Genomic DNA, 26,515 nt, shown 5'->3' on the forward strand with positions numbered 1-26,515 from the left:
ATAAACTTAAACTTGTATGACGTTCGTTCGTATTCTATGAGTTTTAATAATAGAGAGGTTGAATTTTATGGTTCGTAACGATTTGCGCAACGTTGCCATTATCGCTCACGTTGACCACGGCAAGACCACCCTGGTGGACGCAATGCTGCGTCAGAGCGGCGCATTCCGCGATAATCAGGTCGTGGCTGAGCGCGTCATGGACAGCGGCGATATCGAGCGTGAGCGTGGCATTACCATTCTGGCCAAGAACTGCTCCTGCACCTACAAGGGTGTCAAGATCAATATTGTCGATACTCCGGGCCATGCCGACTTTGGCGGCGAGGTGGAGCGCGTGCTGAAAATGGTCAACGGCGTTCTGCTGCTGGTGGATGCCGCCGAGGGCTGCATGCCCCAGACCCGTTTTGTGCTGCAGAAGGCTCTGCAGCAGAACCTGAGTCTGGTGGTGGCCATCAACAAGATCGACCGCCCCGATGCCCGCATCAAGGAAGTCATCGACGAAGTTCTGTACCTGCTGATGGATCTGGGCGCTACCGATGAGCAGCTGGACTGCCCCATGCTGTTCTGCTGCGGCCGTGATGGCACCGCAAGCCTGGACCCGGATGTGCCCGGCACCGACCTGATCCCCCTGTTCGACACCCTGCTGAGCACCATCAAGCCGCCTGAGGGCGACCCCGAGGCTCCCTTCCAGATGCTGGTGTCCTCTGTGGACTACAACGATTTCGTGGGCCGCATCGGCATTGGCCGCATCCAGAACGGCGTTGCCAAGGTGGGCGAGGAAGTTGTCGTCTGTGACTGGCACAATCAGGATCTGAAGATGCGCGGTCGTCTGACCAAGCTGTACGACTTCCAGGCCAATGGCCGTCAGCCGTGCGATAACATCACCGCCGGCGATATCGTGGCATTCTCCGGCCTGCCCGACGTGACCATCGGCAATACCCTGTGCAGCCCCTCCAATGTGGAGCCGCTGCCCTTCGTGAAGATCAACGATCCTACCGTTGAAATGACCTTCTCCGTCAACGACAGCCCGCTGGCCGGCCGCGAGGGCAAGTACGTCACCAGCCGCCAGATCCGTGACCGTTTGCATAAGGAACTGCTGAAGGATGTCGCTTTGAAGGTGGAGGATTCCGCCACCACCGATTCCTTCCGCGTTATGGGCCGTGGTGAGATGCACCTGTCCATCCTGATCGAGACCATGCGCCGTGAAGGTTATGAGCTGCAGGTCTCTCCCCCGCACGTTCTGACCAAGGTCATCGACGGCAAGACCTATGAGCCTATGGAGCATGTCGTCATCGATGTGCCCACCCAGTATCAGGGTGCTGTCATGACCGGTCTGGGCCAGCGCAAGGCTATCCTGCAGCAGATGGAATCTCTGGGCACCGACCGTGTGCGTCTGGAGTTCCGTATGCCCAGCCGCGGCCTGTTCGGCTACCGCAACCAGTTCCTGACCGATACCCACGGCGAGGGTGTTATCAACCAGATCTTCGACGGTTACGATGTCTGGGCCGGCATGATTGCCAACCGCTCCACCGGTTCTCTGGTCAGCTTTGAGACCGGCGAGGCTGTCACCTACGGTCTGTTCAATGCTCAGCAGCGCGGCACCCTTCTGGTGGGTGCTGGTGAAAAGGTCTACGAGGGCATGGTCATTGGCTACACCGCTTCCGGCGAGGACGTGGATGTCAACGTCTGCAAGACCAAGCACCTGACCAACACCCGTGCATCCGGCTCCGATGATGCTCTGCGCCTGATCCCCATTAGCAAGCTCAGCCTGGAAGGCTGCCTGGAATTCTTGGCACAGGACGAGCTGCTGGAGGTCACTCCTGAAAATCTGCGCATCCGCAAGCAGATCCTGAACCACGAGCAGCGCATGAAGGCCAAGAGTAAGCTGAAATAAGCCTTTCCTTCTTTTATAATATGTACTTTACCGTCCTGCAGCGTTTCAAAACACTGCAGGACGGTTTTATTTTGCCAAAAATGATTCATTTTTTAAAAAAAGGCTTGCAAAAGGCATTCTTATGCGGTATAATATCTCTCGCAGTCACAAATGTGATCTGCCTCTTTAGCTCAGTCGGTTAGAGCACCTGACTGTTAATCAGGGTGTCGCCTGTTCGAGTCAGGCAAGAGGCGCCAGAAGAAAAGGCAATGTTCCACAGAACATTGCCTTTTTTGTTTGTCCCATACTACACCCTTTTTCTGTACAGCCATGCAGTCGTGTTTCTCCTCTGTTTTTGGGCTTCTCTGTCCCAAAAACACAGCATTCATGCGAAAAAAGCATCAAGCATAATGATTTCTTAAAATTTGACTACTTGAAGAAGATGTCACATTGTGGTATACTGCTTATAAGCTTTGGGAATTTGTATCTGTTTTTCCAAAGTCCGGCACACAGATCAAAGGGTAGGTGCTCCCTTCTTTTGATAGCAGCCGACCGGTGTTTTGTCATGGTTCTCCGCAGGACAGGACAAAGCACCGGTCTCTGTGCTGTTGTTTCAGGCTCCGGCTCTTTTCACGTTGTCAGATCTGCGGCAGGCCGCTTCTTCAAAACGCCTGCCGCTGTTTGAATAAATTTGTATATGATCAAAGGAAGCATCTATGCGTTATACCTATGTCCGGCAGCACGACACTACTGACTGTGCGGCTGCCTGCCTCGCAATGGTGTGCCTCCATTACAAAAAGGAAGTTACCATCACCCGCCTGCGCGATATGATGGGTACCGACCTGAAAGGCACGAACCTTGTTGGTTTGCAGAAAGCCGCTAATGAGTTGGGTTTCACCACTGCAGCGGTTCGCGTAGACCGTGAAAATTTCCTCAGCGATTTCTCGCTGCCCTGCATTGCACAGGTCATCACCGATCAGGGTCTGGCCCACTTTGTGGTCGTCTTTAAAAAGACCACCATTAAAGATGACGGTGAGCGTCGTCGGCACATGCTGAAAGAAGCCGAAGCCGCCAAGGAAGATGAGAAGAACGGCAAAAAACACAAGTGCAAGGATTATGTCGTGATTGGCGACCCCGGCAGCGAGCTGAAAAAGATCTCTCTGGATGAGTTCTACAAGAACTTTACCGGTGTTCTGCTGCTGATGAACCCCACCTCGGAGTTCAAGGGCGGTAAGATCGAAAAGGGCGGCATGTTCAAGCGTTACGTCGACCTGTTGCTGCCCCAGAAAAAGCTCTTTGCCTATGCGATCCTGAGTTCTCTGATCGTTACGATTCTGGGCATTGCCTCCTCCATGTTCAACAAGATCCTGATGGACGAGGTCTTGCCATATGGCCTAGACAATCTGCTGGTCACGCTGATCCTTGTGTTCAGCATGGTCAGCATCACCAATACGCTGGTGGGCTTTGTCCGGCAGTGGGTTCTGATTCACCTATCCATCAAGATCGATATTCCGCTGATGCTGGGTTACTTCGGGCATATCTTCCGTCTGCCCATGAAGTTCTTTGCCACCCGCAAGACTGGTGATATCACCACCCGTTATTCGGATGCAAACACCATCAAATCCATCTTTACCAGCATTGCGCTGAGCCTGATCATGGATATCTCGATGGCCATTATCACCGGTATCATCCTGTTCCGCATGAATGCGATGCTCTTCTCGATCTCGCTGTTCATGGCTCTGGTCAGCATTCTGCTGGTGCTGATCTACAAGCAGCCTTACAAAAAGATCAACGAAGAGACCATGGTGCAGTCCGCTGCACTGAACAGCCAGATGATCGAAAGCCTGCGCGGCATTGAGACGGTCAAGTGCAACGCCAACGAGGATACCGAAATGGAGAACCTCGAGCGTGAGTACATCAAGAGCCTGAAGATCAGCCTGCGCTCCAGCAAGATCAGCACCACGCAGGGCCTGATCTCCTCCTTCATTTCCACCGGTTTCAGCATGCTGACCACCTATGTGGGTATCAGTCAGGTTCTGAAGGGTGAGATGACACTGGGCGGATTCATGGCCTTCAGCACGCTGTCCTCTTACTTTACTTCCCCGCTGAGCAACCTGATTGGTCTGCAGATGCAGATTCAGGAGGCCAGCATTTCCATGAAGCGTCTGGGCGAGATCATGGATTATCCCTCCGAGACGGTCGGCGACGAAGACCGCACCGATCTGGACAAGGTGGAGGGCGATATCGAGTTCAAGGATGTCACTTTCCGTTATGGCAACCGTGCCCCTGCACTGGATCACATCAGCTTTACCATTCCGGCCGGTAAAAAGGTCGCGCTGGTGGGCAGCAGCGGCAGCGGCAAATCCACGATTACCAAGCTTCTGCTTAAGTATTATGAGCCGGAAGATGGCGAGATCGACTTGAACGGTGTGAATCTGGCTGAATACACCAATGATTCTGTCCGCCGCGCAATTTCTTATGTGCCGCAGAACGTTGAGCTGTTCAGCAAGACCATTTATGATAACATCCGCGTTTCCCGTATGGACGCTACGATGGACGAAGTTAAGGAAGCTGCCAAGAAGGCAGATGCTCACGACTTTATCCGTCATCTGCCCCTGCAGTATAACACCTATCTGGAAGAAGCAGGCAACGGCCTGTCCGGCGGTGAAAAGCAGCGCATTGCGCTGGCACGCGCTTTCCTGAAAGATTCCAACCTCTACATTCTGGATGAATCCACCAGTAATCTGGACTTTGCTACGGAAAATCTGATCTTCAACATGATCTACGATCAGCTTGCAGATCGTTCCATGCTGATCGTAGCTCACCGCCTGTCCACCGTTCGTGACTGTGATCTGATCCTTGTGATGGACCACGGCAAGATCGTGGAACGCGGCACGCACGATGAGCTGCTTGCCAAGGAAGGCAAGTACTACGAGCTGTGGAACATGCAGCAGGGTATCTACCGCAGCAAAAAGGCAGAGCCCAAGCAGTCTGTCATGCAGGCCGTGGTGGAAGAGGATGACGACGGTGAGTCGATCACCTATTGATGTGTTGCAGCCGGGTGCGTACCCGGTTACATATGAAAGGGAGCCATTCATGATGGATAGCTTGATTTGACATAGTTTTGCTGTGTCAGATAAAAAAGAGCTAGAAAGACTTTCTGTTTAGTAGAAGTAGATGGTGTTATCCTGAACAGGCCCCGCCTGCTCAGGTAACTATGCCTCACTATGGTGTGCCCGGAGGCAAAATGCCTCCGGGCACATTTTATTTGCAAGATCCCTATTACTTTTATAAGTAGTAGGCGATCGGGAGCGGAGAGGAAGCTGCTCTCTGCAGCGATTTTCTCCCCTTTCTCGATTGCCTATTACTGCCTCTTCTGAGGTAAATCTGAAAAGGAACCGAGGTATTCAACATGAAAGAGATCAAAGTAGCCGAGAACAAGACCCTGAAGCTCACCAATGTGCTCTCCCGTGAGATCCATCCGGAAGAGATGGCCAGTCTGCCCGTGGTGCTGACCCAGATGCACAACTTTATCAAGAGCAACAACGCACAGCCCATTGGCCCCATTGTGCAGGCCATGGTGGTTGGTGAGGACCGTCAGATGCACCTGTACATGATGCAGCAGGCTACCCAGTTCATCGGCCAGATGGAGCAGGACTACCATATGGATGCTGTTCTGCGCGTGAAGAACTGCCTGTATGCCCACTACACCGGCCCCATGCCCGAAAGCCAGCTGGCTTCCTACAAGCTGCAGGTCCACGCTTTTGAGAATGAGCAGAAACTGACCGGCACCTCCTATACCATTTATGTCAATCAGGATGAGGATGATGCCGTGGTCGATGTCTTTATGGAGACCAAGTAATTATGACGATTAAAGTTCAGAACCTTTCGGATCTGCAGGACCGCCGCATCATGATGGAAAAAAAGCTGCCACCTTATGGCTACGCTTTTGTCATTCTGGTGGGCATCTTCATGCTGTTTCTGGTGGTGTGGAGCACCCATACCAACCGCATTTATGTCAGCCAGAACGCAGGCACCGTGCAGGCCAGCAATAAAACCTATATCATGTCCAGTTATTCCGGCTCCATTACCGAGATGTATATTTCGGAGGGCAGCTATGTGAACGAGGGCGACCTCGTGGCCCACATCAAGAGCACGGATATCGACATGCAGCAGGATAACCTGGAAAGCCAGCTCAAGATCTACCAGACCCAGCTGGACCAGTACAACAAGCTGCTGCAGTGCGTGCAGGATGATACCAACTACTTCAGCGAGACAAACCCCGAAGATCAGCCCTACTACTATCAGTACGAGACCTACAAGAGCCAGGTCTCTCAGAAGACCTTTGATGCCACGGCCTATCAGGCTGCCGGTTACTCCGATGCTCAGATCAAGACCATGATGGAGCAGAGCCAGAGCGAAGTAGAAGCTCTGTACTACTCCACCATGCAGTCCATCTCCCAGAGCATTACCAGCGCACAGAGCAACGTGGACAACGTTCAGGCTCAGCTCGATGCCTTGAACACCGGTGCCAACGATTACTACATCTACGCCCCCACCTCCGGTGTGATCCACATGGATACTCCTTACAAAGAGGGCATGGTGCTGAGCGCAGGCTCCCCGCTGGCCACTGTTGCCAGCGAGAACGACGATCTGGAGATCGTTGCCATGGTCACCGTGAATGACCGCCCGCTGCTTCATGTGGGTGACCCGTGCAAGATCGCCATTACCGGCCTTTCGGAGTATTCCTATGGCACCCTGACCGGCACTGTAACGGCCATTGACAGTGACGTGACGGCCAGCTCCAACGCTTCCTACTATAAGATGACCATTAAGCCCGATGCCACTTATGTGGTGAGCCGCAGCGGCGACAAGGTGGATCTTTCCAACGGCATGAGCGTTACTGCCCGCGTGGAGTACGATCAGGTCACCTATTTCGAGTACGCAATGGAAGCCCTGGGCGTTCTGTTCCGCTAAACCGGAGCTGTGCTGACTGCCAGCCGCCGTTATATCACCCAAAGAGGTACACTTACTATGAAATCAACCGCAAAAAAACTGGCCGTCTGTGCGGCAGCGCTCTGCCTGCTGGCCTGCGGCACAGCTGTGTCTGCGGCCGCAGCAAGCCCTGTCTCCGGCCTTGCCCTGAGCGGCGTTGCCATGCCGTGGGATCAGGACGTGCCTGCCGAAAGCATTGAGGCCGGCAGCTATACTGCCAACATGCTGCTGGGTTCCTCTCAGCAGCTGTCTCCTGTGGTGCGTCCGCGCAACTCTACCGACTCGGTTGTCTTTATCTCGGACGATACTTCCATTCTGACCGTGAGCAACTCCGGTGTCGTGCAGGCTGTGGGCGTAGGCACCACCCGCATCACCGCTGCCGCAGGCAACCAGATCTGTGCCTACACCATCGTTGTCTCCATGGATTCTTCCATGATCGTTACCGAGATGGACCTTTCCCTTTCCTCCAACACCATCTATGTTGGCAACTCGGTCTCGGCACAGCTGCAGGTGCGGCCTACTTCGGCTTCCAACTATGCCACCGTCGCCCTGACCTCTTCCAATGAGAAGGTCGCCACGGTGAACAATTTCGGCCGTGTTACCGGCATTGCCCCCGGCACCGCCACCATTACCGCTACCTGCGGTTCGGTGACTGCTACCACCAATGTCACGGTCATGAGTATTCCCAACTCCGGCACCAGCACCGCCAGCACTGGTTCTTCCAACAGCGGTCAGGTCGTCACGGTGAATCCTTCCTACGTTGTGCTCAAGCCCGGTGCCACCCGCACCCTGACCGCCAGTGTCAAGCCTTCTTCCGCTTCCCAGAAGTTCACCTATAAGTCCGCCAACAGCAACATTGCCACGGTCAGCCCCAGCGGCGTGATCACGGCTGTGGGCACCGGCGCTACTTCCATTACCGTTTCCAACGGCACTGCATCCGCCATGGTCACGGTCATCGTCAACCGTTCGGCTGCATCTTCTTCCGATAATTCTTCGGACAGCAGCTCCACCGAACCGGATAACGATGCTCCCATCGAGATCGATCCCGTTGTGCAGGCCATTCAGGACAGTGAGGACAACGAGATCGTTTTCACACAGGCCGAGGTGCCTACCGTGACCGGTGATATCCTCAATGCGCTGCGCACCACCGGCAAGACCCTGTGCGTGGTGGGCGATGGCTACACCATGCAGATTGCAGGCAGCGGTGTCAAGAGCACCACCAGTGAGCTGGACACCATGCTCACCCTGACTGAGTCCGATCAGGGCATCGAGTTTGAGCTGGACAAAGGCAAGGCTCTTCCCTGCTCGGTGCGCATCGATCTGGATGTGAGCACCTATACCCGCCTGTATCTGTACAACACCGTCTCCAACAAGTGGCAGTATCTGAACAGCTACACCGACGGCATCATCACTGCCGATACTGCAGGCCGTTATCTGCTAACCAACCAGAACCTGAAATTTGCCAATATCAACTGGACCTTCTTCATTGCCGGTGGTGTTGTAGTGGTTCTGATCGGCATTGCATATGTTGTGCTGAAAAAGCGCTACTGGTTCTGGTAATTTTCAAAACCACTCTTTCATGAAACAGTAAGACCCTCTCTGAGTGTGATATGCTCCCCCTAGAGTAGACAGAGTAAAACAAAAACTCTGCGTACTCTGGGGGTATTTTTATATCAAGAAAGAACAATCACTTTTGCACAAAAAATTCGCCGTCTCCTTGTGGAAACGGCGAACAAAAACTTATATTATTTCTCTGTCTACTTGACGGAGCGCACATCAATGGAACGCCTGGGCTTTGTTTGCATTATGATGTCTGCCTTCGTTACTTCTCAATGGGCTGCGAGGGCTTCCAGTCCTTGTAGTTCTCGTAGCGGCTCTCGCGGATCTTGGTGTGGGACCAGATCTCGTCCGCCGTGGGCTGCCAGTTGGCTGCATAGTTCTTGCACTTCTCGCACAGGTGCTCCACGCTCTCCGGCGACTGCAGGTCGGTGCTGTGGGCACCGGTCTCGTGCACCATCTTCTGCAGCAGTTCGGGGTTTTCCAGCATCGGGCAGGGACGCAGATGGTTCTTGTTGAAGGGTTGGCCGTTGTGATAAGCCATGAACAGCGGGCTGTGCAGAATTTCCAGAATGCTCTGGTCGTGGATATTGGCATTGGAGTAGTGGATGAACACGCACGGCTCTGCGTCACCGGCAGAGTTGATGTGGAAGTAGTTGCGTCCGCCGGCAATGCAGCCGCCCACGAACTCGCCATCGTTCTGGAAATCCATGGGGTAGAACGGGATATCGCACTCTTCCGAGCGCAGATAGCGGATGCGGTCGATCATATATTTGCGCTGCTCCGGGGTAGGCATCAGTTCCGGTGCTGCCTCGTTGCCCACGGGCATGTAGTGGAAGTAGAAGCCGAAGTGTGCACCCTTCTCACACAGGAAACGCATGAACTCATCGTTGGTAACAGCTTCGATGTTATCGCGGGTGTAGCAGATGGACGTGCCGAACACGATGCCGTGCTCCTTGAGCAGATCCATAGCATGCATGACAGCGGCATAGTGCCCCTCACCGCGGCGGGCATCGTTGGTCTCCGGGGTGCCCTCGATGGACAGCATGAAGGCAATGTTGCCCAGACGCACCACCTCTTTGCAGAACGGCTCATCGATGAGGGTGGAGTTGGTGTAGATGGCAAACTGCACATCATTGTGCTTCTCCGCCAGCTTGAGGATATCAGCCTTACGCACCAGCGGCTCGCCGCCGGTCAGCATGTACAGGTACACGCCCAGCTCCTTGCCCTCGGTAACAATCTTGTCCATATCCTCAAAGTTGAGGTTATTCTTGTGACCGTATTCACCGGCCCAGCAGCCCACGCAGTGCATATTGCAGGCGGAAGTGGGGTCGAACAGGATCAGCCAGGGGATGTTGCACTGATACTTCACGCGGTTCTCGCGGATGGTCTTGGTGCCGCGGAAGAAAGCCTCGTAGCCCAGATTCAGCGCCATGGTGCGGGCCACGTTGGGGTCGGTCTGATCCAGCACACAGTTGATGAGCTTGGACCACTTGCTGTCGGGGTCGGTCAGGGTCTGTCTGGCGTGCTCGTAGGCTTCAGCGCTGAACGAACTGCCATAGAACTGCTTTGCAACATCCACCAGCTGTCCCACGGTTTTCTGACGGTCTTTATCGGCATGAGAAAGCACCACGTCCACCATTTTACCAACGGCAGCACGCTGCATTTTATGAGTCAGGCTCTCAACAGAAGTATTCATTATCCTTTTCCTCCAAACGGTATTTTTCGGAAATCTCTTTTTCTATTTCTATGCCATTACTCTACCATTCTATCCCACAAATTGCCATAAACAGAAAAAGCACCGTGATAGAAAACCCATCACGGCGCGGATTATGATAAAATTTTGTCGTTCTTCCGGTTCAACCGTCCTGTTCCAGATGGATCTTATTGCTGGCAAGGCGGCATAACGCGCGGCGCAGATCGCCCTGCAGCATCCGTCCCATACGTTCTACCATCACAGCGGGCTCGGTCTTCATATCCCGGCGGATCCATTCCAGCACCACGCCCACCAGCGCATATTTGTAAAAATCCACCACAAACTGCTTGTCATCGTCCTGCACGGTGATGTCGCGGCATTCGCGATCCGCAAATTCCTTCAGCATGGAGTCCAGAAGCTTGTACAGATACTGCTCCACCTGTTCACGACCCACAGAGCGGTATACGTTCAGTACCAGTGTTTTGTTATCCCGGATCTGGTGCAGGATGTCCAGAAATGCTTCGGTCCATGTATCAAAGCTCTGGCGGCCTTCCATCGCCTTGACCGCATCTTCCGTCAGGATCCAATCCACCAGATCGTAAATATCCTTAAAGTGGTAGTAGAAGGTCATGCGGTTCACGCCGCAGTCCTCGGTGATATCGTTGATTGTGATCTTATTGAGGGGCTTTTCCAGCAGCAGCTTTTTCAGCGATGCTTCCAGTGCCCGCTTCGTTGTTTGTGACACAAAAACCTTCCTTTCCCGACCGTAGAAATTTTTCCCGCTGCGTACGGCGATTGGCAGCTTCGTACATTATAATACCGCAAAAGCCGTCCCGATTGCAAGCATTGATTCTGTCCATTTTGTAAACAAAGAACGACTTCCTGCGTTTTCACTCCGGCAGTTTCTCGTTTCAAGAACCGTTTCTCAGCCCTCCCAAACCCCTTCCGGCGGTGCGCAATGCCTGCAAAAGCGGCTTCTTCCGGCAAAAAAGCGGAAAAGGCCCTTGATTTTATATTCCTCTACGCTTAGAATGGGAGCAGACGGCTGTGATTGAAGTGCCGTTTTGAGGGAGGGTACAAACTATGATGGATACCATTGGTTTTCTGGGCTGCGGCAACATGGGTGGAGCCATCGCCCGTGCCGTTTGCAAAGCTGTTGACCCTAAGAAAGTTTTTCTGGCAAACCGCACTGCGGCCAAGGCACAGGCACTGGCCAAAGAACTGGGCTGCAAAACAGCCACCAATGCTGAGGTGGCCGGTGACTGCGACCTGATCTTTCTGGCGGTAAAGCCCCAGATGATGGAAGCTCTGCTCCAGCCGCTCAAGTTCACCTTTGACGAGCGCCCCAGCCGTTTTGTGCTGTGCAGCATGGCAGCGGGCCTTTCGATTGCCCGTATTCAGGAGATGGCCGGTGAGGACTTTCCTGTGATCCGCATCATGCCCAACACCCCGGCTTCGGTGGGCGAGGGTATGATCCAGTACTGTTCCAGCAATGTCACCGCTGAGGAAGAAGAAGCCTTCCTCAGGATCATGGCTCCTGCGGGCCGTCTGGATGCCGTGCCGGAAAGTCTGATCGATGCCGCCAGCTGCGTTTCCGGCTGCGGCCCGGCATGGGTGTACCAGTTTATTGAGGCTCTGGCCGACGGCGGCGTGGCCTGCGGCCTGCCCCGCGCCAAAGCGCAGGAATATGCCGCGCAGATGGTTCTGGGCAGCGCAAAGCTGGTGCTGGAAAGCGGAAAGCATCCCGGCGAACTCAAGGATGCTGTGTGCAGCCCCGGCGGCAGCACCATTCAGGGCGTGCGCGTGCTGGAAGAGCACGGCCTGCGCGGTGCGGTGATGGATGCCGTAATCGCCTCGTACAATAAGACAAAGGAAATGGGAAAGGGTTAAGGATATCATGCGCATCGTTGTAAAAGTAGGCACTTCTACTCTGGCATACGCCACCGGACGGCTGAACATCCGCCACACGGAACAGCTGGTCAAGGTGCTCAGCGACCTGAAAAACGAGGGCCATGAGGTCATTCTGGTGTCCTCCGGTGCCATTGGCATGGGCGTGGGCAAGCTCTCACTGCCAACCCGCCCAAAGGACACCACCACCAAGCAGGCCTGCGCCGCTGTGGGCCAGTGTGAGCTGATGTACACCTACGACCGGCTGTTCAACGCCTACAATCACACCGTGGCGCAGATCCTGCTCACCGGCGTGGACGTGGAGCACACCGAACGCCGCGTGAACTTTCAGAACACCCTGTCCCGCCTGCTGGAGCTGGGTGCCCTGCCCATCATCAACGAAAACGACACCGTTGCCACCGATGAGATCACCTCCATTGGCGACAACGACACGCTGGCGGCCATCGTGGCCTGCTGCGCCAAGGCTGACCTGCTGGTGCTGCTGAGTGACATCGACGGCCTGTACACCGCCAATCCCCACACCCACACGGATGCAAAGCTCATCCCGCTGGTGGAGGAGATCACCCCCGAGGTGATGGCTCTGGCCGATGGTGCCGGTTCGGCCCTTGGCACCGGCGGCATGGCCACCAAACTGCGCGCTGCCCGCATGGTAACGGGCAGCGGTGCCGATATGGTCATTGCCAACGGCGCACACCCGGAGCTTTTGTACGACATTGCCGCAGGCAGATCCGCAGGCACCCGCTTTGCGGCCCGCAAGGAGGACTGAACACATGACCACACAGGAAATTCTGGAAGCCGCCCGCAGCGCCAAAAGTGCCCTTGCGCTGGCCGATAACACCGCCCGCAACGCGGCCCTGCTGGGCATGGCGGACGCTTTATGCGATGCGCAGAACCAGTCTGCCATCCTTGCCGCCAACGCTGAGGATATGGCTGCGGCCAAGGGGCACATCAGCGATGTGATGCTGGACCGTCTGGCCCTGACCGTACCGCGCATTGAAGCCATGGCGCAGGGCATCCGCGAGGTTGCCGCCCTGCCCGACCCGGTGGGCCGGGTGCTGAATCGGGTAGAGCGCCCCAACGGGCTTGTCATTGAAAAGACGGCTGTACCCATGGGTGTGATCGCCATTATCTACGAGAGCCGTCCCAACGTGACCAGCGATGCCGCTGCCCTTGCCATCAAAAGCGGCAACGCCTGCATCCTGCGCTGCGGCAAGGAGGCATGGCGCAGTGCTCATGCCATCGTCACAGCCCTGCGGCAGGGCCTGAAAAAGGCCGGTCTGCCCGAGACAGCGGTCTGCCTGATCGAGGACACCACCCACGCTTCTGCCAACGCTCTGATGACCGCTGTAGGCTATGTGGATCTGCTGATCCCGCGCGGCGGTGCCGGGCTGATCCGTGCCTGCGTTCAGAACGCCAAGGTGCCCTGTATCCAGACCGGCACCGGCATCTGCCATATCTATGTAGACGACACTGCCGACCTTTCCAAAGCTCTGGACATCATCGAGAACGCCAAGGCCAGCCGCCCCAGCGTGTGCAACGCCGAGGAAGTGTGCCTTGTGCACTCTTCCATTGCCGGGCAGTTCCTGCCCCGTCTGGCCCAGCGGCTTGGCCCGGACCGTATTGCAAAGGGTCTGCACCCGGTGGATCTGCGGCTGGATAAGCGCGCCGCCGCCATAATCTCCGGCACCCCTGCCGGAGAAAAGGACTTTGACACCGAATTTCTGGACTACATCCTCGCGGTCAAGGTCGTGGACAGCGTAGAGGAGGCCATCGGGCATATTGCTGAGCACTCCACCGGCCACAGCGAGGCCATCCTGACCCAGACACAGGCCCATGCCGACCTGTTCACTGCCGCAGTGGACAGCGCCGCCGTGTATGTGAACTGTTCCACCCGCTTTACGGATGGCGGTGAATTCGGCCTTGGGTGCGAAATGGGCATTTCCACCCAGAAACTCCACGCCCGTGGCCCCATGGGACTGGCCGAGCTGTGCAGCTACAAGTATATCATCCACGGCAATGGTCAGATCCGCTAAAGCCCGCTGAACCCACCTTTCCAGTGCGGAAATCGGGAGTGAGCGTTTTCTCCATAATATTCATAATTTAGAAACGAAACTGAAAAGCTTTTTCCGAAACAGGCTGGTGCGATTTGCGCCAGCCTGTATTTTTGTTTTATTCCCATGAAATGTTCTTTCAGTAAAGACAAAAGCTGAATTATGTTTTCAATCTGCCTTTCCTGTTCGCTCACTGATATAGATGATTGTATCCCAGTTTTCTCCAATTCTTACAAAGTAATAGTCTTACTTTCTCCATTTTGTTTTGTAAAAAGTACAAGGCCCCCCTTGACAACCCCTATTTCGATGCGGTAAAACTATATTGGAAAACTTGATAACGATTTCACTTCATTTCACTTTCCAATGAGAAAGTTGTTCGTCATACACAACACTATACTTGGAACAAAGGAGAGAGCAATATGACGATCGCCATTCTTGCACACGATTCCCGCAAAGAGCTTGCACTGCAGTTCTGCACTGCTTACAGCGCCATTTTGTCCAAAAACACAGTCATTGCTACCGGCACCACCGGACGGATGCTGGCGCAGACTACCGGCCTGCCCGTGCACTGTTATCTCTCCGGGCGCTTGGGTGGTGTGCAGCAGATTACTTCCCGCATTGCGTGCGACGAAGTGGATCTGGTGTTGTTCTTCCGTGACCCGCTGAAAGCGGATGCCGCCAGCATCACCGAGCAGAATCTGCTCCGCCTGTGCGATATGCACAGCGTACCCATTGCCACCAACATTGCCACCGCCGAGGTCTTACTGCGCGGTATGGATCAGGGCGACCTGGACTACCGCGAGGGGATGCATCCCGCTCTTGTGGAGCCAATGCCCACCGTGCAGCGCCACGCCGTGTGATGAATCGTGTATAGAGTATCGGGAAAGAGACAACGCCGCAGGAAACTTCCTGCGGCGCTGTTGTTTTTTGTTTTGCTTTTTATTTCAGTAAAGCCTGCAGCTTTTCCAGCCGGCGGACGGCTTCGTCCAGCACATCGGTGCCGCGGGCAAAGTGCATCCGGATCAGGTGGTTCACCGGCTCCCGGAAGAAGCTGGAGCCAGGCACAGCGGCCACGCCCACTTCCCGGATCATCCACTCACAGAACTGCAGGTCGGTCCAGCCCTTGAACTGGGGCAGCGCCAGAAAATCGGAAATATCGATCATCACAAAATAGGTGCCCTGCGGAACATTGTGCTTCAGCCCCACACGGTCCAGCCCAGCCAGAAAATGATCGCGCTTTTCGGTGTAAAGGGCCTGCAGCTCTTTGTAATAGCTGGCGGGCATCTCCAAACCGGCCACAGCGGCCTCCTGCAGGGGTGCAGCCGCACCCACAGTGAGGAAGTCGTGCACCTTGCGCGCGCCCTCAATGACCTCTGCGGGTCCGATCAGATAGCCCAGACGCCAGCCCGTGATGGAGTAAGTCTTGGAGAGCGAGTTGCAGGTGATGGTGTGCTCAAACATGCCGGGCAGGCTTGCCATGCAGATATGCTCTGCCGGCGCATAGATGATATGCTCGTACACCTCATCCGTCACCACAAAGGCATCGTACTGGATGGCCAGCTTTGCAATGGCTTCCAGCTCGTCGCGGCGGAACACCTTGCCGCAGGGATTGGAGGGGTTGCACAGGATCAGCGCCTTAGCACCCTCGGCAAAGCCCTTTTCGATCAGGCTGATATCAAACTCATAGGTGGGCGGCACCAGCGGGATATAGATGGGTTCCGCGCCCGAAAGAATGGCATCGGCACCGTAGTTCTCGTAGAACGGTGAGAAGATCATCACCTTGTCGCCGGGGTTGCAGATGGTCATCATGGCTGCCATCATGGCCTCAGTGCTGCCGCAGGTCACGCAGATCTCGGTGTTGGGGTCTACTTCGTGGTGCAGAGCAGGGCTGGTCTTTTTTGCCAGCGCCTCGCGGAAGTTTTGCGCGCCAAAGGTCACAGCGTACTGGTGCGGGCCTTTGTAAGCTGTTTCGGCCAGAGCGTCCAGCAGCTGCTTCGGCGGGTCAAAATCCGGGAAGCCCTGCGAAAGGTTGATGGAGTCGTACTGATTGTTGATGCGAGTCATGCGGCGGATGACAGAATCTGTGAAGGTACCCACACGGTCACTTAAAACAGGCATGCGCTCTCCTCTTTTCAGTCCTTAAAATAAGCCTTCTGGATGGCCAGCAGCACGCCTGCACGGCTGGCAGCAAAGTTCAGACCGCCCTGCAGGTAGCAGGTGTACGGCTCACGCAGCGGGCCGTCGCAGGAAAGCTCGATGGTACTGCCCTGTGTAAAGCTGCCGCTTGCCATGACCACCTCATCGGTATAGCCCGGCTCCGGAGAAGGTTCCGGGGCGGCATAGCTGTCCACGGGACTTGCAGCCTGAATACCCTGACAGAAGCCGATGAGCGCATCCGCAGTGCCTGCATCAAAGCAGGTGACGATGTCGTTGTGGTCGTCGCAGTAGCGCGGCACTGGATTCTTGCCCAGCAGCTCCAGCATACACTGGGCGTAAATGGCGGTCTTGATGGCCTCGCACACCACGCCGGGCGCATAGTAGAAGCCCAGATACATATCACGGGGCGTTTCCAGCGTGCAGCCCAGATCCTTGCCGAGACCGGGCGCATTCAGGCGGTAAGCGCACAGCTCCACAAGGTCTTTGCGGCCCGCAATATAGCCGCCGGTGGGAGCGATGCCGCCGCCGGGGTTCTTGATCAGGCTGCCCACCACAAGGTCTGCGCCCATCTGACAGGGTTCCTGCGTCTGGGTGAACTCGCCGTAGCAGTTATCCACAAAAATAATGATGTCCGGGTTTGCGGCGCGGGCGGTATCCGCAATTTTTCGGATCGTTTCCAGATCAAAGGCATTGCGCTGCAGATAGCCGCGGCTGCGCTGGATGTGGCACACCTTTGCACCGGGGGCCTTTTGGGCGATCAGGTCATAATCCGGGGTGAAGTCGGCTTTCAGCGGAGCTTCATCGTACCGGATGCCGTAATCCATCAGGGTGCCGGTGCCCCTGCCCTTGCCGTCCAGACCGATCACGCCTTCCAGCGTATCGTAGGGGCGGCCGGTGGCGGCCAGCAGGGTGTCCCCCGCCCGCAGCAGGCCGAACAGCGCCACAGCCAGCGTGTGGGTGCCGCTCTGGAACTGGCTGCGCACGAGGGCATCCTCTGCGCCCATCACCTCGGCAAAGATCTGCTCCAGCTTTGCGCGGCCGGTATCCCACAGGCCGTAGCCGGTGGTGCCCAGCATATCGGTGGAGGACATCTGGGTATCCGCAAAGGCTTTCAGCATTTTGAGCTGGTTAAAATCGCGGATCTCCTCCATATGGCGGAAGTAGGGCTGGCACAGCTCCATAGCCTTTTCGTCCAGCGCCAGAACTTCGGGTTTGTAATTGAAAAAGTGGTTCAGCATTGACATTATAACGGTTCCTTAATTTATGATTTGGGATAAAGCTTACATGAATTGACGCGTCGGCAGCTTTCTCCTCGGACACGAAATACGGGTTGCGGCACCCAGCAGCTGCTTCGCATCCGCTTGCATCTCGCTGGCCGCGGCCCCAACAACAGCTCCCTGTTTCCGCCACTGGCGGCGGTCGCTGTTGTTGCAGGCCATTCCATCGCCCGCCCTATTGCCCTGCGGGCAACAGGGTCCCACCCCAGCGGACGGTCCTCAGAGAAACTTCCGACGTGTCAGCCGACAAACTACGATGGCACATAACGAATATACTCCGCAAGCTTTTCAAAGCCAAGCCGGGTATAAAAGTGCACCCGCTCCGGGCTGCAGAGAAACACCGGGTGCTCCCCCTTGGCGGCAAGCTCGTTCGCCATCTGCACAATGAGCCGCCCGCCGATGCCCTTGCCCCGCAAAGGCTGGGCTGTCTGCCCGCAGGCCATGTAGGCCTGCCTGTTCGCAAGGGCATAGGCCCCTACCGTGCAGATCGTTTCACTTCCCTGCCGCAGCGCCCACACAAGGGCTTTGCCGCGGGTGCGCTTTGTGCAAAGCTCGGAGTAAAAGTCCTCCTGCTTTGCCGTATCCGCCGGGTAGAGCGCCCGTGCCACATCCATGGCAGAGGGTTCTCTGTCAAGGGTCAGTCCGGCCCAAAGCGTCTCGTCTGCAGCGGGCAGCGGCAGAGCCTTGCCGGGTGCAAGGCCGAATACAGTCAGCGTTTCAGCTTTGCACCACCCGGCAGGCGGTGGGCATTCGTTTTCGTCTAAAATGATGCTTTCACACCCGCAGAAAGCCAGAAAGCTGGCCAGCTCTTCCGGGTTTGCGTGCCCTGCTGCCCATGCGGTGCTGCCGCTGAGTTCCAGCGCCAGTGTAGGTCCTGCGTAGAATCGCCACGGCTGGCTTTTGCTAAAAAGGGCAAGATCCAGCGGCAGGGTCGCCCCCAGCACCCATTTCCCCCGGCAGGCATTTAAAAAGCGGGCGCGGTGGGCTTTTGTGCTGACCTGCGCGATCACTTCAGCTCGTTGACGATCTTCTTGAACTCGCGGCCGCGCACCTCAAAGTTGGGGTACAGGTCAAACGATGCGCTGGCCGGGGACAGGATGATGATGTCACCGGGCTTTGCGCAGGCACGGGCCAGCTCCACAGCGTGCTGCATGTTGTCGGCATGCTGGATGGGCAGCTCTGCTTCGTTGAAGTTCGGGTCCTCGCGCACAGCCTTTTCGATGCGGGGGCCGGTGGCACCCATCAGCACAAGGTTCTTCACGTGGGCCACCACTTCCGGTGCCAGCGGCTCATAGGGAATGTGCTTGTCGTAGCCGCCAGCGATCAGAATGACCTTCTGGTTAAAGCTGCGCAGACCGGCAATGGTGCGCGTCGGGCTGGTGCCGATGGAGTCGTTGTAGTACAGCACGCCGTCCAGCGTGCGCACCGGCTCAATGCGGTGCTCCACACCGGTAAAGGTGCTGCCCACCTTCTGGATGGCTTCCACGGGCACCTCGCCCCACACGGCAGCGGCAGCAGCCAGCAGGTTTTCAATGTTGTGCAGGCCGCGCAGCTTCACGTCCTTCTGGGCCAGGAAGGGGGTCACAACGCCATCCTCGGCCATGCAGAGCATGTTGTCCTCCTTGCGCAGGAAGGCACCGTTGTCGGTATCGTGCAGGCGGGTGAACCACACCTGCTTGCCCTTGCAGTCGGACTGCATGGAACGGCTGATCTCATTCTCATAGCCCAGCACAGCGCGGCAGGGCTGCTTCTGGTACAGCAGGATGTTGCGCTTGGCATCAATGTACTCCTGCATGTCCTTGTGATGGTCCAGATGGTTGGGGGTGACATTGGTCACCACGGCAATGTTGGGGCTGGAATGCATGCTGATGAGCTGGAAGCTGGAAAGCTCCACCACAGCCACATCCTCGGGAGCCACCTCGGGCAGCATGGGCAGCAGAGCTGCGCCGATGTTGCCGCCCAGATGCACCTTACGGCCTGCGGCCTCGTAGAACTTGGAGATCAGGGTAGTGGTGGTGGTCTTGCCGTCGGAGCCGGTCACGGCTACGATCTCGCAGGGGCAGAAGTCGAAGAACAACTCCACCTCACTGGTGACCATGGTGCCTGCGGCCATGGCATCCTGCAGGGGCTTTTCAAAGTAGCCCACAAAGCCCGGGGTGCGCATGATGATATCCTGACCCTTGAAGCCATCCAGATAGTTTTCGCCCAGGCTCAGGTCGATGCCCAGCTCCTTGATGGTTGCAGCGTAATCGCCAAAGTCCTCCACGCTCTTTTTCTGGTCGCACAGGGTCACATGGGCACCCAGCTCCACAAACTCCTTGATCAGGGTCTTGTGGCTGACACCGGCACCAATGAAGGCCACTTTTTTGCCTTTGATGAGTTCAATCAGTTTCTGCTGATCCTTCTGCATAAAAACAGTTCCTCCTCCATAATATCGTATTCAGAACGCACCTCAAAACGGGTGCAGAGATGTTTCGCTGTACCATTATAGTCCATTTAGCCGCAATTGGCAACGGAAAAACGCCCTTTTTGCCCCAAAAAGCAAGGTAAATTCACAATTCTGCAATTGTATTTTGCCGCTGTTTCTGCTACACTTGTCGAAGCAGAGTGCTTTTTGTATACAAAAAGCCTTTTTCGCAAATACCATAGAATGAGGTCATCCCCTTGAAACAGTTCTTCCGTATTACCGCAGCAGTGCTTGCTGCTGCGTTCCTGCTTGCGCTCACCGGCTGCGGCAGCAGTTCCAGTGCGCCAAGCTTTACATGGTTCGTGGATACCATTCCCGCAAACCTTGACCCGCAGGTAGCTTCTGCTGCCCCGGACGTGATCGCCTGCGAGAACCTTTACAGCGGGCTTGTCCGCAAAAAAGCGGATGGCGAGATCGTGCCCGATCTGTCCGAGAGCTGGACGGTCTCCTCCGATGGCAAGACCTACACCTTCCAGATCAAGGACGGCCTGACCTACAAGGCCGTTAAGGGCGCTTCCACGGATCACACCATCACTGCCGAAGACTTTGTGTTTGCATTCCGGCGTATATTCCAGCCGCAGACAAATTCCCCTTATGCCGTGGAGTTTGCCGCCCTTGAGAACAGTGCTGCCGTGCTGGCTGGCACAGCCGATGCCAGCACGCTGGGCGTTTCGGCCGCCGGCCCGCTGACGCTGGTGTTCCGCCTGAGTGAAAAGGACGACAACTTCCTTGCCAAACTCACCCTGCCCGGTGCCATGCCCTGCGATGAAGCATTTTTTGAGAGCACCCGCGGCACCTACGGCCTGACCGCCAAGACCACCCTTTCCAGCGGCAGCTTTTATCTTTACAACTGGACGGCCAGCGGCCTGTTCCTGCGCCGGGATGTCTCCTCCCCCATGATCGGCAGCCTGCGTCTGGTGCAGAACACCGGCAGCACCGGCAAGAGCGCCGCCCAGCTCATTGCAGACGAAAAATGTTCCGCCGCGCTGGACGACACCGGCGAGGATACCTCGCTGCAGTCGGTGGATTACTCCGACACCACCTGGGCACTGCTGTTCAACAGCGCCGAAGATTCTATGTTTGCCAATCAGGAACTGCGGCAGGCGCTTGCCGGCATCGCCCGGGAGAATGTGGATGTGCCCTCTTCCGGTCTGTACACCGCTGCCGAGGGTCTTGTGCCCACCGGCCTTTCCGTGGACGGCATCGATTACCGCAAGTCTGCCAGGAACCCGCTGCCCACCATCACCGACCCCCGTACATTGTACCTGAATGCACGGCAGGGCATGGCCAGCTCGGATTTTTCCGGCGTGACCATCCTGCTGCCGAAGGAAGCCGGCCTGACCGAACTGGCCGAGCAGATCAACGGCGCATGGCAGAAGGACTGCTCCATTTTCTTCTCGGTGGAAGAGGTTCCGCAGGAGGAGTTCGACAAACGCCTTGCAGCGGGCAGCTACACCATTGCGCTGGCTCCCATCCGCGCCGAAGGCGGCAGCGTATACCAGATGCTGCAGCAGTTCACGGCCGAGGGCGGCGGCCTGACCGGCTGGTCCGACCCCATCTACTCTCAGCGTCTGGCCGAGAGCGCCCAGCAGACCGGCAGCGCCCGCTGTGCCCTGCTGGCCGATTGTGAGCGCCAGCTGCTGGAAGGCTGCGCCGTGGTGCCGCTGCTGGGCCAGAACAGGCGTCTGCTGGTGGCGGACGGCATCACCGGCCTTGTGTTCGACCCCTTCACGCCGGTGCTGGACCTGACCGATGCCCAGAAAAACTGACATTCTCCGGCCCTTGACAATCCCGTCCCTCTTTGCTACAATAAATGAGCAACTTGCAGGGTTAGCTCATCCGGTAGAGCGGCTGCTTCCCAAGCAGCAGGCGGCGGGTTCGGGTCCCGTACCCTGCTCCAAAAACAAACGGCAAACCGTGGAATATCGGTTTGCCGTTTTTGCTTATAGCCGCTCCCTGCAAAATTCGAAAGGACTCTGCCATGATCTTTGTTCCCCTGCTGCATTACTTCAAATGCAAAAATTCCTACAGCGGCAACGAATACGGCCTGCGATACCGGATGATCCCCGGCAAGCGCACCGTGCCGGACCCGGACGGCGGCGAGGGTGCCGCAAAGGAGGAAAGCATCCTCACTGTGGACTACTGGCCGGATCCCTGGACCATTGAAAAGACCGACCCTGCCCTGCGGGTGCAGAAGGTGTTTCCGCTCACCGACGAGGGCCGGGAGGCCACAGCCGCTTTTTTGCAGGACGCGTTCAATGCCGATCCTGACCGCTGGAAAAACTGCCCCAGCATGATGGACAGCGACCCGTGGGAGCCGCCTGCTGCCGAAGCTGAGCCGGACAAGCCGAAGGAATAAAACATGATCTATCGTTTAAAAGAACTCAAGGGCGATACCATTGCAGTGCCGCAGCTGGTGTTTTCCAAACTGGGCATCGCCGAAGAATACAATGTGCGCGTGGCTCTGTATGTGCTGGCGACCGGCATCACCGACCCGGACAAGATCTGTGCCGACCTCAAGCTGCGCAGCCGCATCAGCGCCGAGAGCGCCCTCTCCTTCTGGGCAGGCGCTGGCCTGCTGGAGCGGTACGAAGAGAACGCCGCACCGGGCGAGGAACCCAGCGCCCCCGCACCCATGACCTGGGCCGAGATTGCTGCGGCCAGCCGCACCGACCCCATGATCTCCAGCCTGATCGACTGCGCACAGACCGGCTTTGCCCGTCCGCTGACCCACAGGGAGATGGAAAAGCTGGTCAACCTTTATATGCAGGAGGGCTTTGCGCCGGAGACCGTGATGCTGTGCACCGCCTATGTTGCCAGCACCGGCCGCAGCACCATGGCCGCCGTAGCGCATGAGCTGAAGGTGTGGCGCACCGAGGGCGTGGAGACCGGTGAGCAGGCCGATGCCCACCTCAAACTGCTGGCACTGCGCCAGAGCCGCGAGCAGTATGTCAGCGGCCTTCTGAACATCCCGGAAAGCGAGCTGACCCTTGGCGGGCGCAAGGCCATTGCACGCTGGTACGAGGTTTACGGCTACGACGATGCCATGGTGCAGGAAGCTGCTGTGCAGGCCGGGGCCAAGCGCGACCTGTGGTACTGGAACAGTATCCTCAAAACATGGAACGCCAAGGGCCTGCGCACCGTGCACGATGTGCGCAGCCCGGTGGCTGCTGCAGGCGCAAGCCGGAACCTCCGGGTAGACCGCGAAGCCCCCAGCGGCAACGATTTCCTCAAGAACGCTGCCCGCCGCCGTCCGTTGAAAAAGAAGCCGGAATAAGGAGGAGCCATGCGTACCAAAAACGAACTGTATCAGGAAGCCATGCGCACCGTGGCCGCCCGGCGGCAGATGGCCAGAGCCAGAGCCGAGGATGCCCGCGCCGAAGCCGAAGCCGCCATTCCCGCCCTGCGCCATGCAGAAGAAGAGGTGCGGGTGCGGGGCATCCGCTGCGCACTGGCCGGTGCTGCGGGCAAGGACCGCACCGAAGCTGCCGCCGCCCTTGCCGATGCAAAGCAGAAGCTGACCGCCCTGCTGGCACAAAGCGGACGGCCCGCTGATGCACTGGAGCCGCGCTTTATCTGCCCCAAATGTCAGGACACCGGCAGCGTGAATGGCCGCACCTGTGAGTGCGTGCACAAGGTGATGCAGCAGCTGCGCCGCAAGGAGATCGAGGCGCTGTCCAGCCTGTCCATTGCAAGCTTTGACACCATGGAGCTGCGCTATTACCCGAACCGTGCCGATGAAAAGGTGGGCGGTTCCATCCGCCCTTACATGGCCGATATGCTGGCAGACCTGCGCAGCTACGCGGAAGAGTTTGACCACCACAGCGAGAGCCTGATGCTGTTTGGCAATGCGGGCCTTGGCAAGACCCATGCGGCCCTTGCCATTGCGGGCATCGTGCTGGAAAAGGGCTACGATGTGATCTATGTTTCCAGCCCGGACTTTTTCTCCAAGCTGGAAGGGCTGCACTTTGGTGCAGACCCGGCAGGCGAGGAGGAAACGCTGATGCAGACCGCTGCCGGGGCCGACCTGCTCATTCTGGATGATCTTGGCTCGGAGTTCAACTCCGCCTTCCTCATCAGCAGCCTGTACAGTCTGCTCAACAACCGGCTGGGTGCAAAGCTGCCCACCATCGTCACCACCAACATCACTGACGGTGCTCTGCTGGAAAAGCTGTATACCGAAAAAATTTCCAGCCGCCTTTCTGCCTTTGTCCCCTGCCTTTTTGCAGGCGATGACATCCGCACACAGAAAGCAGCTGAATAAAACAAACGGCAATGCAAATGCATTGCCGTTTGTTTTATTTAAAACTCTAATACCGGACTCATTTCGTTGCGGCGCTGTGCCTGCACGATGCAGTCCTTCTCCGGCACAACGCCCGCCGCGCCCAGCGTGTTGAACACGGTCTGCAGGGCAAGCGCAGGCGTGTTGTTCTCCTGCGAAAGATGGCACAGCGCAAACTTTTTGCACCCTTCCTGAATGAGTTCCAGCAGCTTTGCCGAGCATTCGTCGTTGGAAAGGTGGCCCCGGGTGCTTTCAATGCGTGCCCGTAAGTAATAGGGGTACGGCCCGCTGCGCAGCATGTGCAGGTCGTAGTTGCTCTCCAGTGCCACAAGGTCGCAGCCGGAAAGCGCCTCGTGCACCGGCGGCGTGAGCACGCCAAGGTCGGTTGCAATGGTCATGGTCTTGCCGTCCGGGGTGTGGATGCGGTAGCCCACACAGGGCACATCGTGGCTGGTGGGAAAGCTCTGCACGCCAAACGCGCCCACGTCCTCTTCCCTGCCTTCCAGCTCGTGCAGCTCACAGCTGGCCGGTACGATGCCGTTGCTGTCCAGAAAATCCAGCGTTGCCGCTGCACCGTACACCGGCAGCGTGTTCTTTTTGAGGAAGGTGGAAAGCCCCTTCACATGGTCGCTGTGCTCGTGGGTGACAAGGATGCCGTCGCAGTCACTGACGGCAAGGCCCAGCGCCTTGAGCGCCGCCGAGGTAGTGCGCACGCCCTTGCCCATATCTACAATGAGATACCGCTGCCCGCAGCGCACCACACTGCTGTTGCCGGAGGAACCCGAATATAACGAGATGAATTCTGCCATGAAAAACCTCTGATACACTCAAAAACAGCCCGCCGCATATGCAGCAGGCTGTTTGCTTTTTATAAGTTACAGTGCCTGATCCAGTGCAGCGGGCATACGCTCCACCTTGCTGATGTCTGCACCCAGACCACGCAGCTTTTCCACGATATTCTCGTAGCCGCGCTCGATGTGGCCGATTTCCTCGATCTCACTGGTGCCGTCTGCCATCAGCGCAGCCACCACCATGGCAGCGCCTGCACGCAGATCCAGTGCGCGCAGCGGTGCAGGGGTGAGCTTATCCACGCCCTCAAACACAGCCACCTGACCGTCCACCTGCACGTTGGCACCCATCTTGCGCAGCTCGTCCACATAGCGGAAGCGGTTATCCCACACGCTCTCGGTCACGGTGCTGGTGCCCTTGGCCACGCTCAGCAGCACGCCCATCAAGGGCTGCATGTCGGTGGGAAAGCCGGGATGCGGCATAGTGTTGATCTTCAGCGGCAGAATATCGCCGGTGCGGCGCACACGCACAGCATCGTCAAATTCTTCCACCTCCACGCCTGCACGGCGCAGCTTTTCGGTAATGGGTTCCAGATGCTTGGGGGTGACGTTCTTCACCAGAACATCGCCGCCGGTGGCAGCAGCAGCCACCATGTAGCTGCCAGCCTCGATCTGATCCGGGATGATGCTGTAGGTGCAGCCGTGCATCTTTTCCACACCGCGCACCTTGATCACATCGGTGCCTGCGCCGCGGATGTTCGCACCGCACATATTCAGGAAGTTTGCCAGATCCACCACATGGGGTTCCTTGGCACAGTTTTCCAGAATGGTCTGGCCCTTGGCCATTACAGCGGAGAGCATACCGTTCATGGTAGCGCCCACGCTGACCTTATCAAAGAAGATGTGTGCACCGTTCATCTCCTTGGCACGCACGGTGATCATGCCGTAGTCCACGCTGTCCTCTGCGCCCAGAGCACTGAACACCTTCAGGTGCTGGTCAATGGGGCGGGGGCCGAGGTTGCAGCCGCCGGGCATGGCCACCTGAGCCTTGCCAAAACGGGACAGCAGTGCGCCCAAAAAGTAGTAGCTGGCGCGCATCTGGCGGGACAGGTCGTCCGGGACGTTGGTGCCGGTCAGATGGGTGGTGTCGATCTCGTAGGTGTTGCGGTTGATCATTTTGATCTGTGCGCCCAGAACGCTGAGGATCTTCAGGCTCACCGCCACATCACTGATATCCGGCAGATTCTCGATCACACAGACATCCGCTGCCAGAATGGTTGCAGGCAGGACGCCCACCGCCGCATTTTTGGCACCCGAAATGGTAACTTCGCCGTGCAGGGGCTTGCCGCCCGTAATAACAAATTTCTCCAATTTTATGATCTCCTTGTCGGAGGCCCGCAGCCGCAGGCCTGTTAAGGTTCCTGAAAGCATTTTCCATAAAAGCTGCCTGATGTGCATGGGCCATAA

21 protein-coding genes and 2 tRNA genes are annotated in these 26,515 nt (G+C 57.0%); 15 read left to right on the forward strand and 8 right to left on the reverse strand.

All coding sequences use genetic code 11. The features are described 5' to 3' along the window. The first annotated feature begins 67 nt into the window (after nt 1-67). From typA to GKG34_RS04025, 6 genes are all read left to right on the forward strand, one after another. Complete coding sequence (typA, locus tag GKG34_RS04000; RefSeq protein WP_154255647.1) at nt 68-1,891, forward strand: translational GTPase TypA; 1,824 nt, start codon at nt 68-70, stop codon at nt 1,889-1,891. A gap of 159 nt (nt 1,892-2,050) precedes the next feature. Further along, nucleotides 2,051-2,127 (forward strand) — tRNA-Asn (locus GKG34_RS04005). Nucleotides 2,128-2,586: 459 nt separating this feature from the next. Continuing rightward, nucleotides 2,587-4,917, forward strand: coding sequence for a peptidase domain-containing ABC transporter (locus GKG34_RS04010; RefSeq protein ID WP_005945852.1), 2,331 nt, complete (start codon nt 2,587-2,589; stop codon nt 4,915-4,917). A gap of 365 nt (nt 4,918-5,282) precedes the next feature. Next, entirely contained in the window at nt 5,283-5,732 is a 450-nt protein-coding gene (locus GKG34_RS04015; RefSeq protein ID WP_005945849.1) for a hypothetical protein, read from the forward strand. A gap of 2 nt (nt 5,733-5,734) precedes the next feature. Next, nucleotides 5,735-6,847, forward strand: coding sequence for an HlyD family efflux transporter periplasmic adaptor subunit (locus GKG34_RS04020; RefSeq protein WP_005945848.1), 1,113 nt, complete (start codon nt 5,735-5,737; stop codon nt 6,845-6,847). Nucleotides 6,848-6,904: 57 nt separating this feature from the next. Then, nucleotides 6,905-8,425: an Ig-like domain-containing protein gene (locus GKG34_RS04025; protein ID WP_154255648.1), complete on the forward strand. Its 1,521-nt coding sequence runs from the start codon at nt 6,905-6,907 to the stop codon at nt 8,423-8,425. Nucleotides 8,426-8,687: 262 nt separating this feature from the next. On the opposite strand, the gene GKG34_RS04030 is transcribed toward GKG34_RS04025, so the two are convergent. Together GKG34_RS04030 and GKG34_RS04035 are read right to left on the reverse strand one after the other, a co-directional pair. Continuing rightward, nucleotides 8,688-10,121: a radical SAM protein gene (locus GKG34_RS04030; protein ID WP_154255649.1), complete on the reverse strand. Its 1,434-nt coding sequence runs from the start codon at nt 10,119-10,121 to the stop codon at nt 8,688-8,690. A 160-nt stretch (nt 10,122-10,281) separates the two neighbouring features. Beyond that, the gene (locus GKG34_RS04035; protein WP_347563419.1) at nt 10,282-10,863 is read right to left on the reverse strand and encodes a TetR-like C-terminal domain-containing protein; all 582 of its coding nucleotides are present in this window, start codon (nt 10,861-10,863) and stop codon (nt 10,282-10,284) included. Nucleotides 10,864-11,201: 338 nt separating this feature from the next. On the opposite strand from GKG34_RS04035, the gene proC reads away from it, so the two are divergent. From proC to GKG34_RS04055, 4 genes are all read left to right on the forward strand, one after another. Then, on the forward strand, nt 11,202-12,008 hold the full coding sequence (proC, locus tag GKG34_RS04040; protein WP_005945823.1) for a pyrroline-5-carboxylate reductase: 807 nt from the start codon (nt 11,202-11,204) through the stop codon (nt 12,006-12,008). Nucleotides 12,009-12,015: 7 nt separating this feature from the next. Then, nucleotides 12,016-12,792, forward strand: a complete 777-nt coding sequence (proB, locus tag GKG34_RS04045) for a glutamate 5-kinase (protein WP_154255651.1) — start codon at nt 12,016-12,018, stop codon at nt 12,790-12,792. Nucleotides 12,793-12,796: 4 nt separating this feature from the next. Next, nucleotides 12,797-14,059, forward strand: coding sequence for a glutamate-5-semialdehyde dehydrogenase (locus GKG34_RS04050; RefSeq protein WP_154255652.1), 1,263 nt, complete (start codon nt 12,797-12,799; stop codon nt 14,057-14,059). A gap of 437 nt (nt 14,060-14,496) precedes the next feature. Continuing rightward, the gene (locus GKG34_RS04055) at nt 14,497-14,937 is read left to right on the forward strand and encodes a methylglyoxal synthase (RefSeq protein ID WP_005945815.1); all 441 of its coding nucleotides are present in this window, start codon (nt 14,497-14,499) and stop codon (nt 14,935-14,937) included. Nucleotides 14,938-15,016: 79 nt separating this feature from the next. On the opposite strand, the gene GKG34_RS04060 is transcribed toward GKG34_RS04055, so the two are convergent. From GKG34_RS04060 to murD, 4 genes are all read right to left on the reverse strand, one after another. Continuing rightward, entirely contained in the window at nt 15,017-16,195 is a 1,179-nt protein-coding gene (locus GKG34_RS04060) for a pyridoxal phosphate-dependent aminotransferase (RefSeq protein WP_044954209.1), read from the reverse strand. Nucleotides 16,196-16,209: 14 nt separating this feature from the next. Then, on the reverse strand, nt 16,210-17,472 hold the full coding sequence (locus tag GKG34_RS04065; protein WP_005945812.1) for a methionine gamma-lyase family protein: 1,263 nt from the start codon (nt 17,470-17,472) through the stop codon (nt 16,210-16,212). A gap of 290 nt (nt 17,473-17,762) precedes the next feature. Further along, nucleotides 17,763-18,521, reverse strand: a complete 759-nt coding sequence (locus tag GKG34_RS16120; RefSeq protein WP_005945810.1) for a GNAT family N-acetyltransferase — start codon at nt 18,519-18,521, stop codon at nt 17,763-17,765. Beyond that, nucleotides 18,518-19,921 (reverse strand): UDP-N-acetylmuramoyl-L-alanine--D-glutamate ligase, encoded by a 1,404-nt coding sequence (gene murD / locus GKG34_RS04075; RefSeq protein ID WP_005945808.1) that lies wholly within the window; start codon nt 19,919-19,921, stop codon nt 18,518-18,520. The genes GKG34_RS16120 and murD overlap by 4 nt, the downstream gene beginning before the upstream one ends. A gap of 254 nt (nt 19,922-20,175) precedes the next feature. On the opposite strand from murD, the gene GKG34_RS04080 reads away from it, so the two are divergent. From GKG34_RS04080 to GKG34_RS04100, 5 genes are all read left to right on the forward strand, one after another. Next, the gene (locus GKG34_RS04080) at nt 20,176-21,747 is read left to right on the forward strand and encodes a peptide ABC transporter substrate-binding protein (RefSeq protein WP_154255653.1); all 1,572 of its coding nucleotides are present in this window, start codon (nt 20,176-20,178) and stop codon (nt 21,745-21,747) included. Between the two features lie 55 nt (nt 21,748-21,802). Then, a tRNA-Gly gene (locus GKG34_RS04085) sits at nt 21,803-21,878 on the forward strand. 81 nt (nt 21,879-21,959) lie between these two features. Next, the gene (locus tag GKG34_RS04090) at nt 21,960-22,337 is read left to right on the forward strand and encodes a hypothetical protein (RefSeq protein WP_097775348.1); all 378 of its coding nucleotides are present in this window, start codon (nt 21,960-21,962) and stop codon (nt 22,335-22,337) included. Nucleotides 22,338-22,340: 3 nt separating this feature from the next. Then, complete coding sequence (locus GKG34_RS04095) at nt 22,341-23,255, forward strand: DnaD domain protein (RefSeq protein ID WP_005945800.1); 915 nt, start codon at nt 22,341-22,343, stop codon at nt 23,253-23,255. 9 nt (nt 23,256-23,264) lie between these two features. Then, entirely contained in the window at nt 23,265-24,242 is a 978-nt protein-coding gene (locus tag GKG34_RS04100; RefSeq protein ID WP_005945798.1) for an ATP-binding protein, read from the forward strand. Between the two features lie 38 nt (nt 24,243-24,280). Here GKG34_RS04100 and GKG34_RS04105 read toward each other — a convergent pair whose 3' ends face one another. Both GKG34_RS04105 and GKG34_RS04110 read right to left on the reverse strand, forming a co-directional pair. Next, nucleotides 24,281-25,069 carry an MBL fold metallo-hydrolase gene (locus tag GKG34_RS04105; protein ID WP_005945796.1) on the reverse strand — a complete coding sequence of 263 codons (789 nt, stop codon included), beginning with the start codon at nt 25,067-25,069 and terminating at the stop codon, nt 24,281-24,283. Nucleotides 25,070-25,135: 66 nt separating this feature from the next. Continuing rightward, a complete protein-coding gene (locus GKG34_RS04110) occupies nt 25,136-26,419 on the reverse strand; it encodes a UDP-N-acetylglucosamine 1-carboxyvinyltransferase (protein WP_196218898.1) in 1,284 nt (427 codons plus the stop codon). Nucleotides 26,420-26,515: the final 96 nt, after the last annotated feature.

Source organism: Faecalibacterium sp. BIOML-A4, from assembly GCF_009679665.1.
Classification (GTDB): Bacteria; Bacillota; Clostridia; order Oscillospirales; family Ruminococcaceae; genus Faecalibacterium; species Faecalibacterium taiwanense.

Bases quoted from the DNA above. Each gene is read 5' to 3' on its own strand.
- GKG34_RS04105 (WP_005945796.1), bottom strand. From the start codon at position 25,069: ATGGCAGAATTCATCTCGTTATATTCGGGTTCCTCCGGCAACAGCAGT.
- proC (WP_005945823.1), top strand. From the start codon at position 11,202: ATGATGGATACCATTGGTTTTCTGGGCTGCGGCAACATGGGTGGAGCC.
- GKG34_RS04020 (WP_005945848.1), top strand. From the start codon at position 5,735: ATGACGATTAAAGTTCAGAACCTTTCGGATCTGCAGGACCGCCGCATC.
- GKG34_RS04010 (WP_005945852.1), top strand. From the start codon at position 2,587: ATGCGTTATACCTATGTCCGGCAGCACGACACTACTGACTGTGCGGCT.
- GKG34_RS04100 (WP_005945798.1), top strand. From the start codon at position 23,265: ATGCGTACCAAAAACGAACTGTATCAGGAAGCCATGCGCACCGTGGCC.
- murD (WP_005945808.1), bottom strand. From the start codon at position 19,921: ATGCAGAAGGATCAGCAGAAACTGATTGAACTCATCAAAGGCAAAAAA.
- proB (WP_154255651.1), top strand. From the start codon at position 12,016: ATGCGCATCGTTGTAAAAGTAGGCACTTCTACTCTGGCATACGCCACC.
- GKG34_RS04095 (WP_005945800.1), top strand. From the start codon at position 22,341: ATGATCTATCGTTTAAAAGAACTCAAGGGCGATACCATTGCAGTGCCG.
- GKG34_RS04065 (WP_005945812.1), bottom strand. From the start codon at position 17,472: ATGCTGAACCACTTTTTCAATTACAAACCCGAAGTTCTGGCGCTGGAC.
- GKG34_RS04015 (WP_005945849.1), top strand. From the start codon at position 5,283: ATGAAAGAGATCAAAGTAGCCGAGAACAAGACCCTGAAGCTCACCAAT.
- GKG34_RS04060 (WP_044954209.1), bottom strand. From the start codon at position 16,195: ATGCCTGTTTTAAGTGACCGTGTGGGTACCTTCACAGATTCTGTCATC.
- GKG34_RS04050 (WP_154255652.1), top strand. From the start codon at position 12,797: ATGACCACACAGGAAATTCTGGAAGCCGCCCGCAGCGCCAAAAGTGCC.
- typA (WP_154255647.1), top strand. From the start codon at position 68: ATGGTTCGTAACGATTTGCGCAACGTTGCCATTATCGCTCACGTTGAC.
- GKG34_RS04055 (WP_005945815.1), top strand. From the start codon at position 14,497: ATGACGATCGCCATTCTTGCACACGATTCCCGCAAAGAGCTTGCACTG.
- GKG34_RS04090 (WP_097775348.1), top strand. From the start codon at position 21,960: ATGATCTTTGTTCCCCTGCTGCATTACTTCAAATGCAAAAATTCCTAC.
- GKG34_RS04030 (WP_154255649.1), bottom strand. From the start codon at position 10,121: ATGAATACTTCTGTTGAGAGCCTGACTCATAAAATGCAGCGTGCTGCC.
- GKG34_RS04025 (WP_154255648.1), top strand. From the start codon at position 6,905: ATGAAATCAACCGCAAAAAAACTGGCCGTCTGTGCGGCAGCGCTCTGC.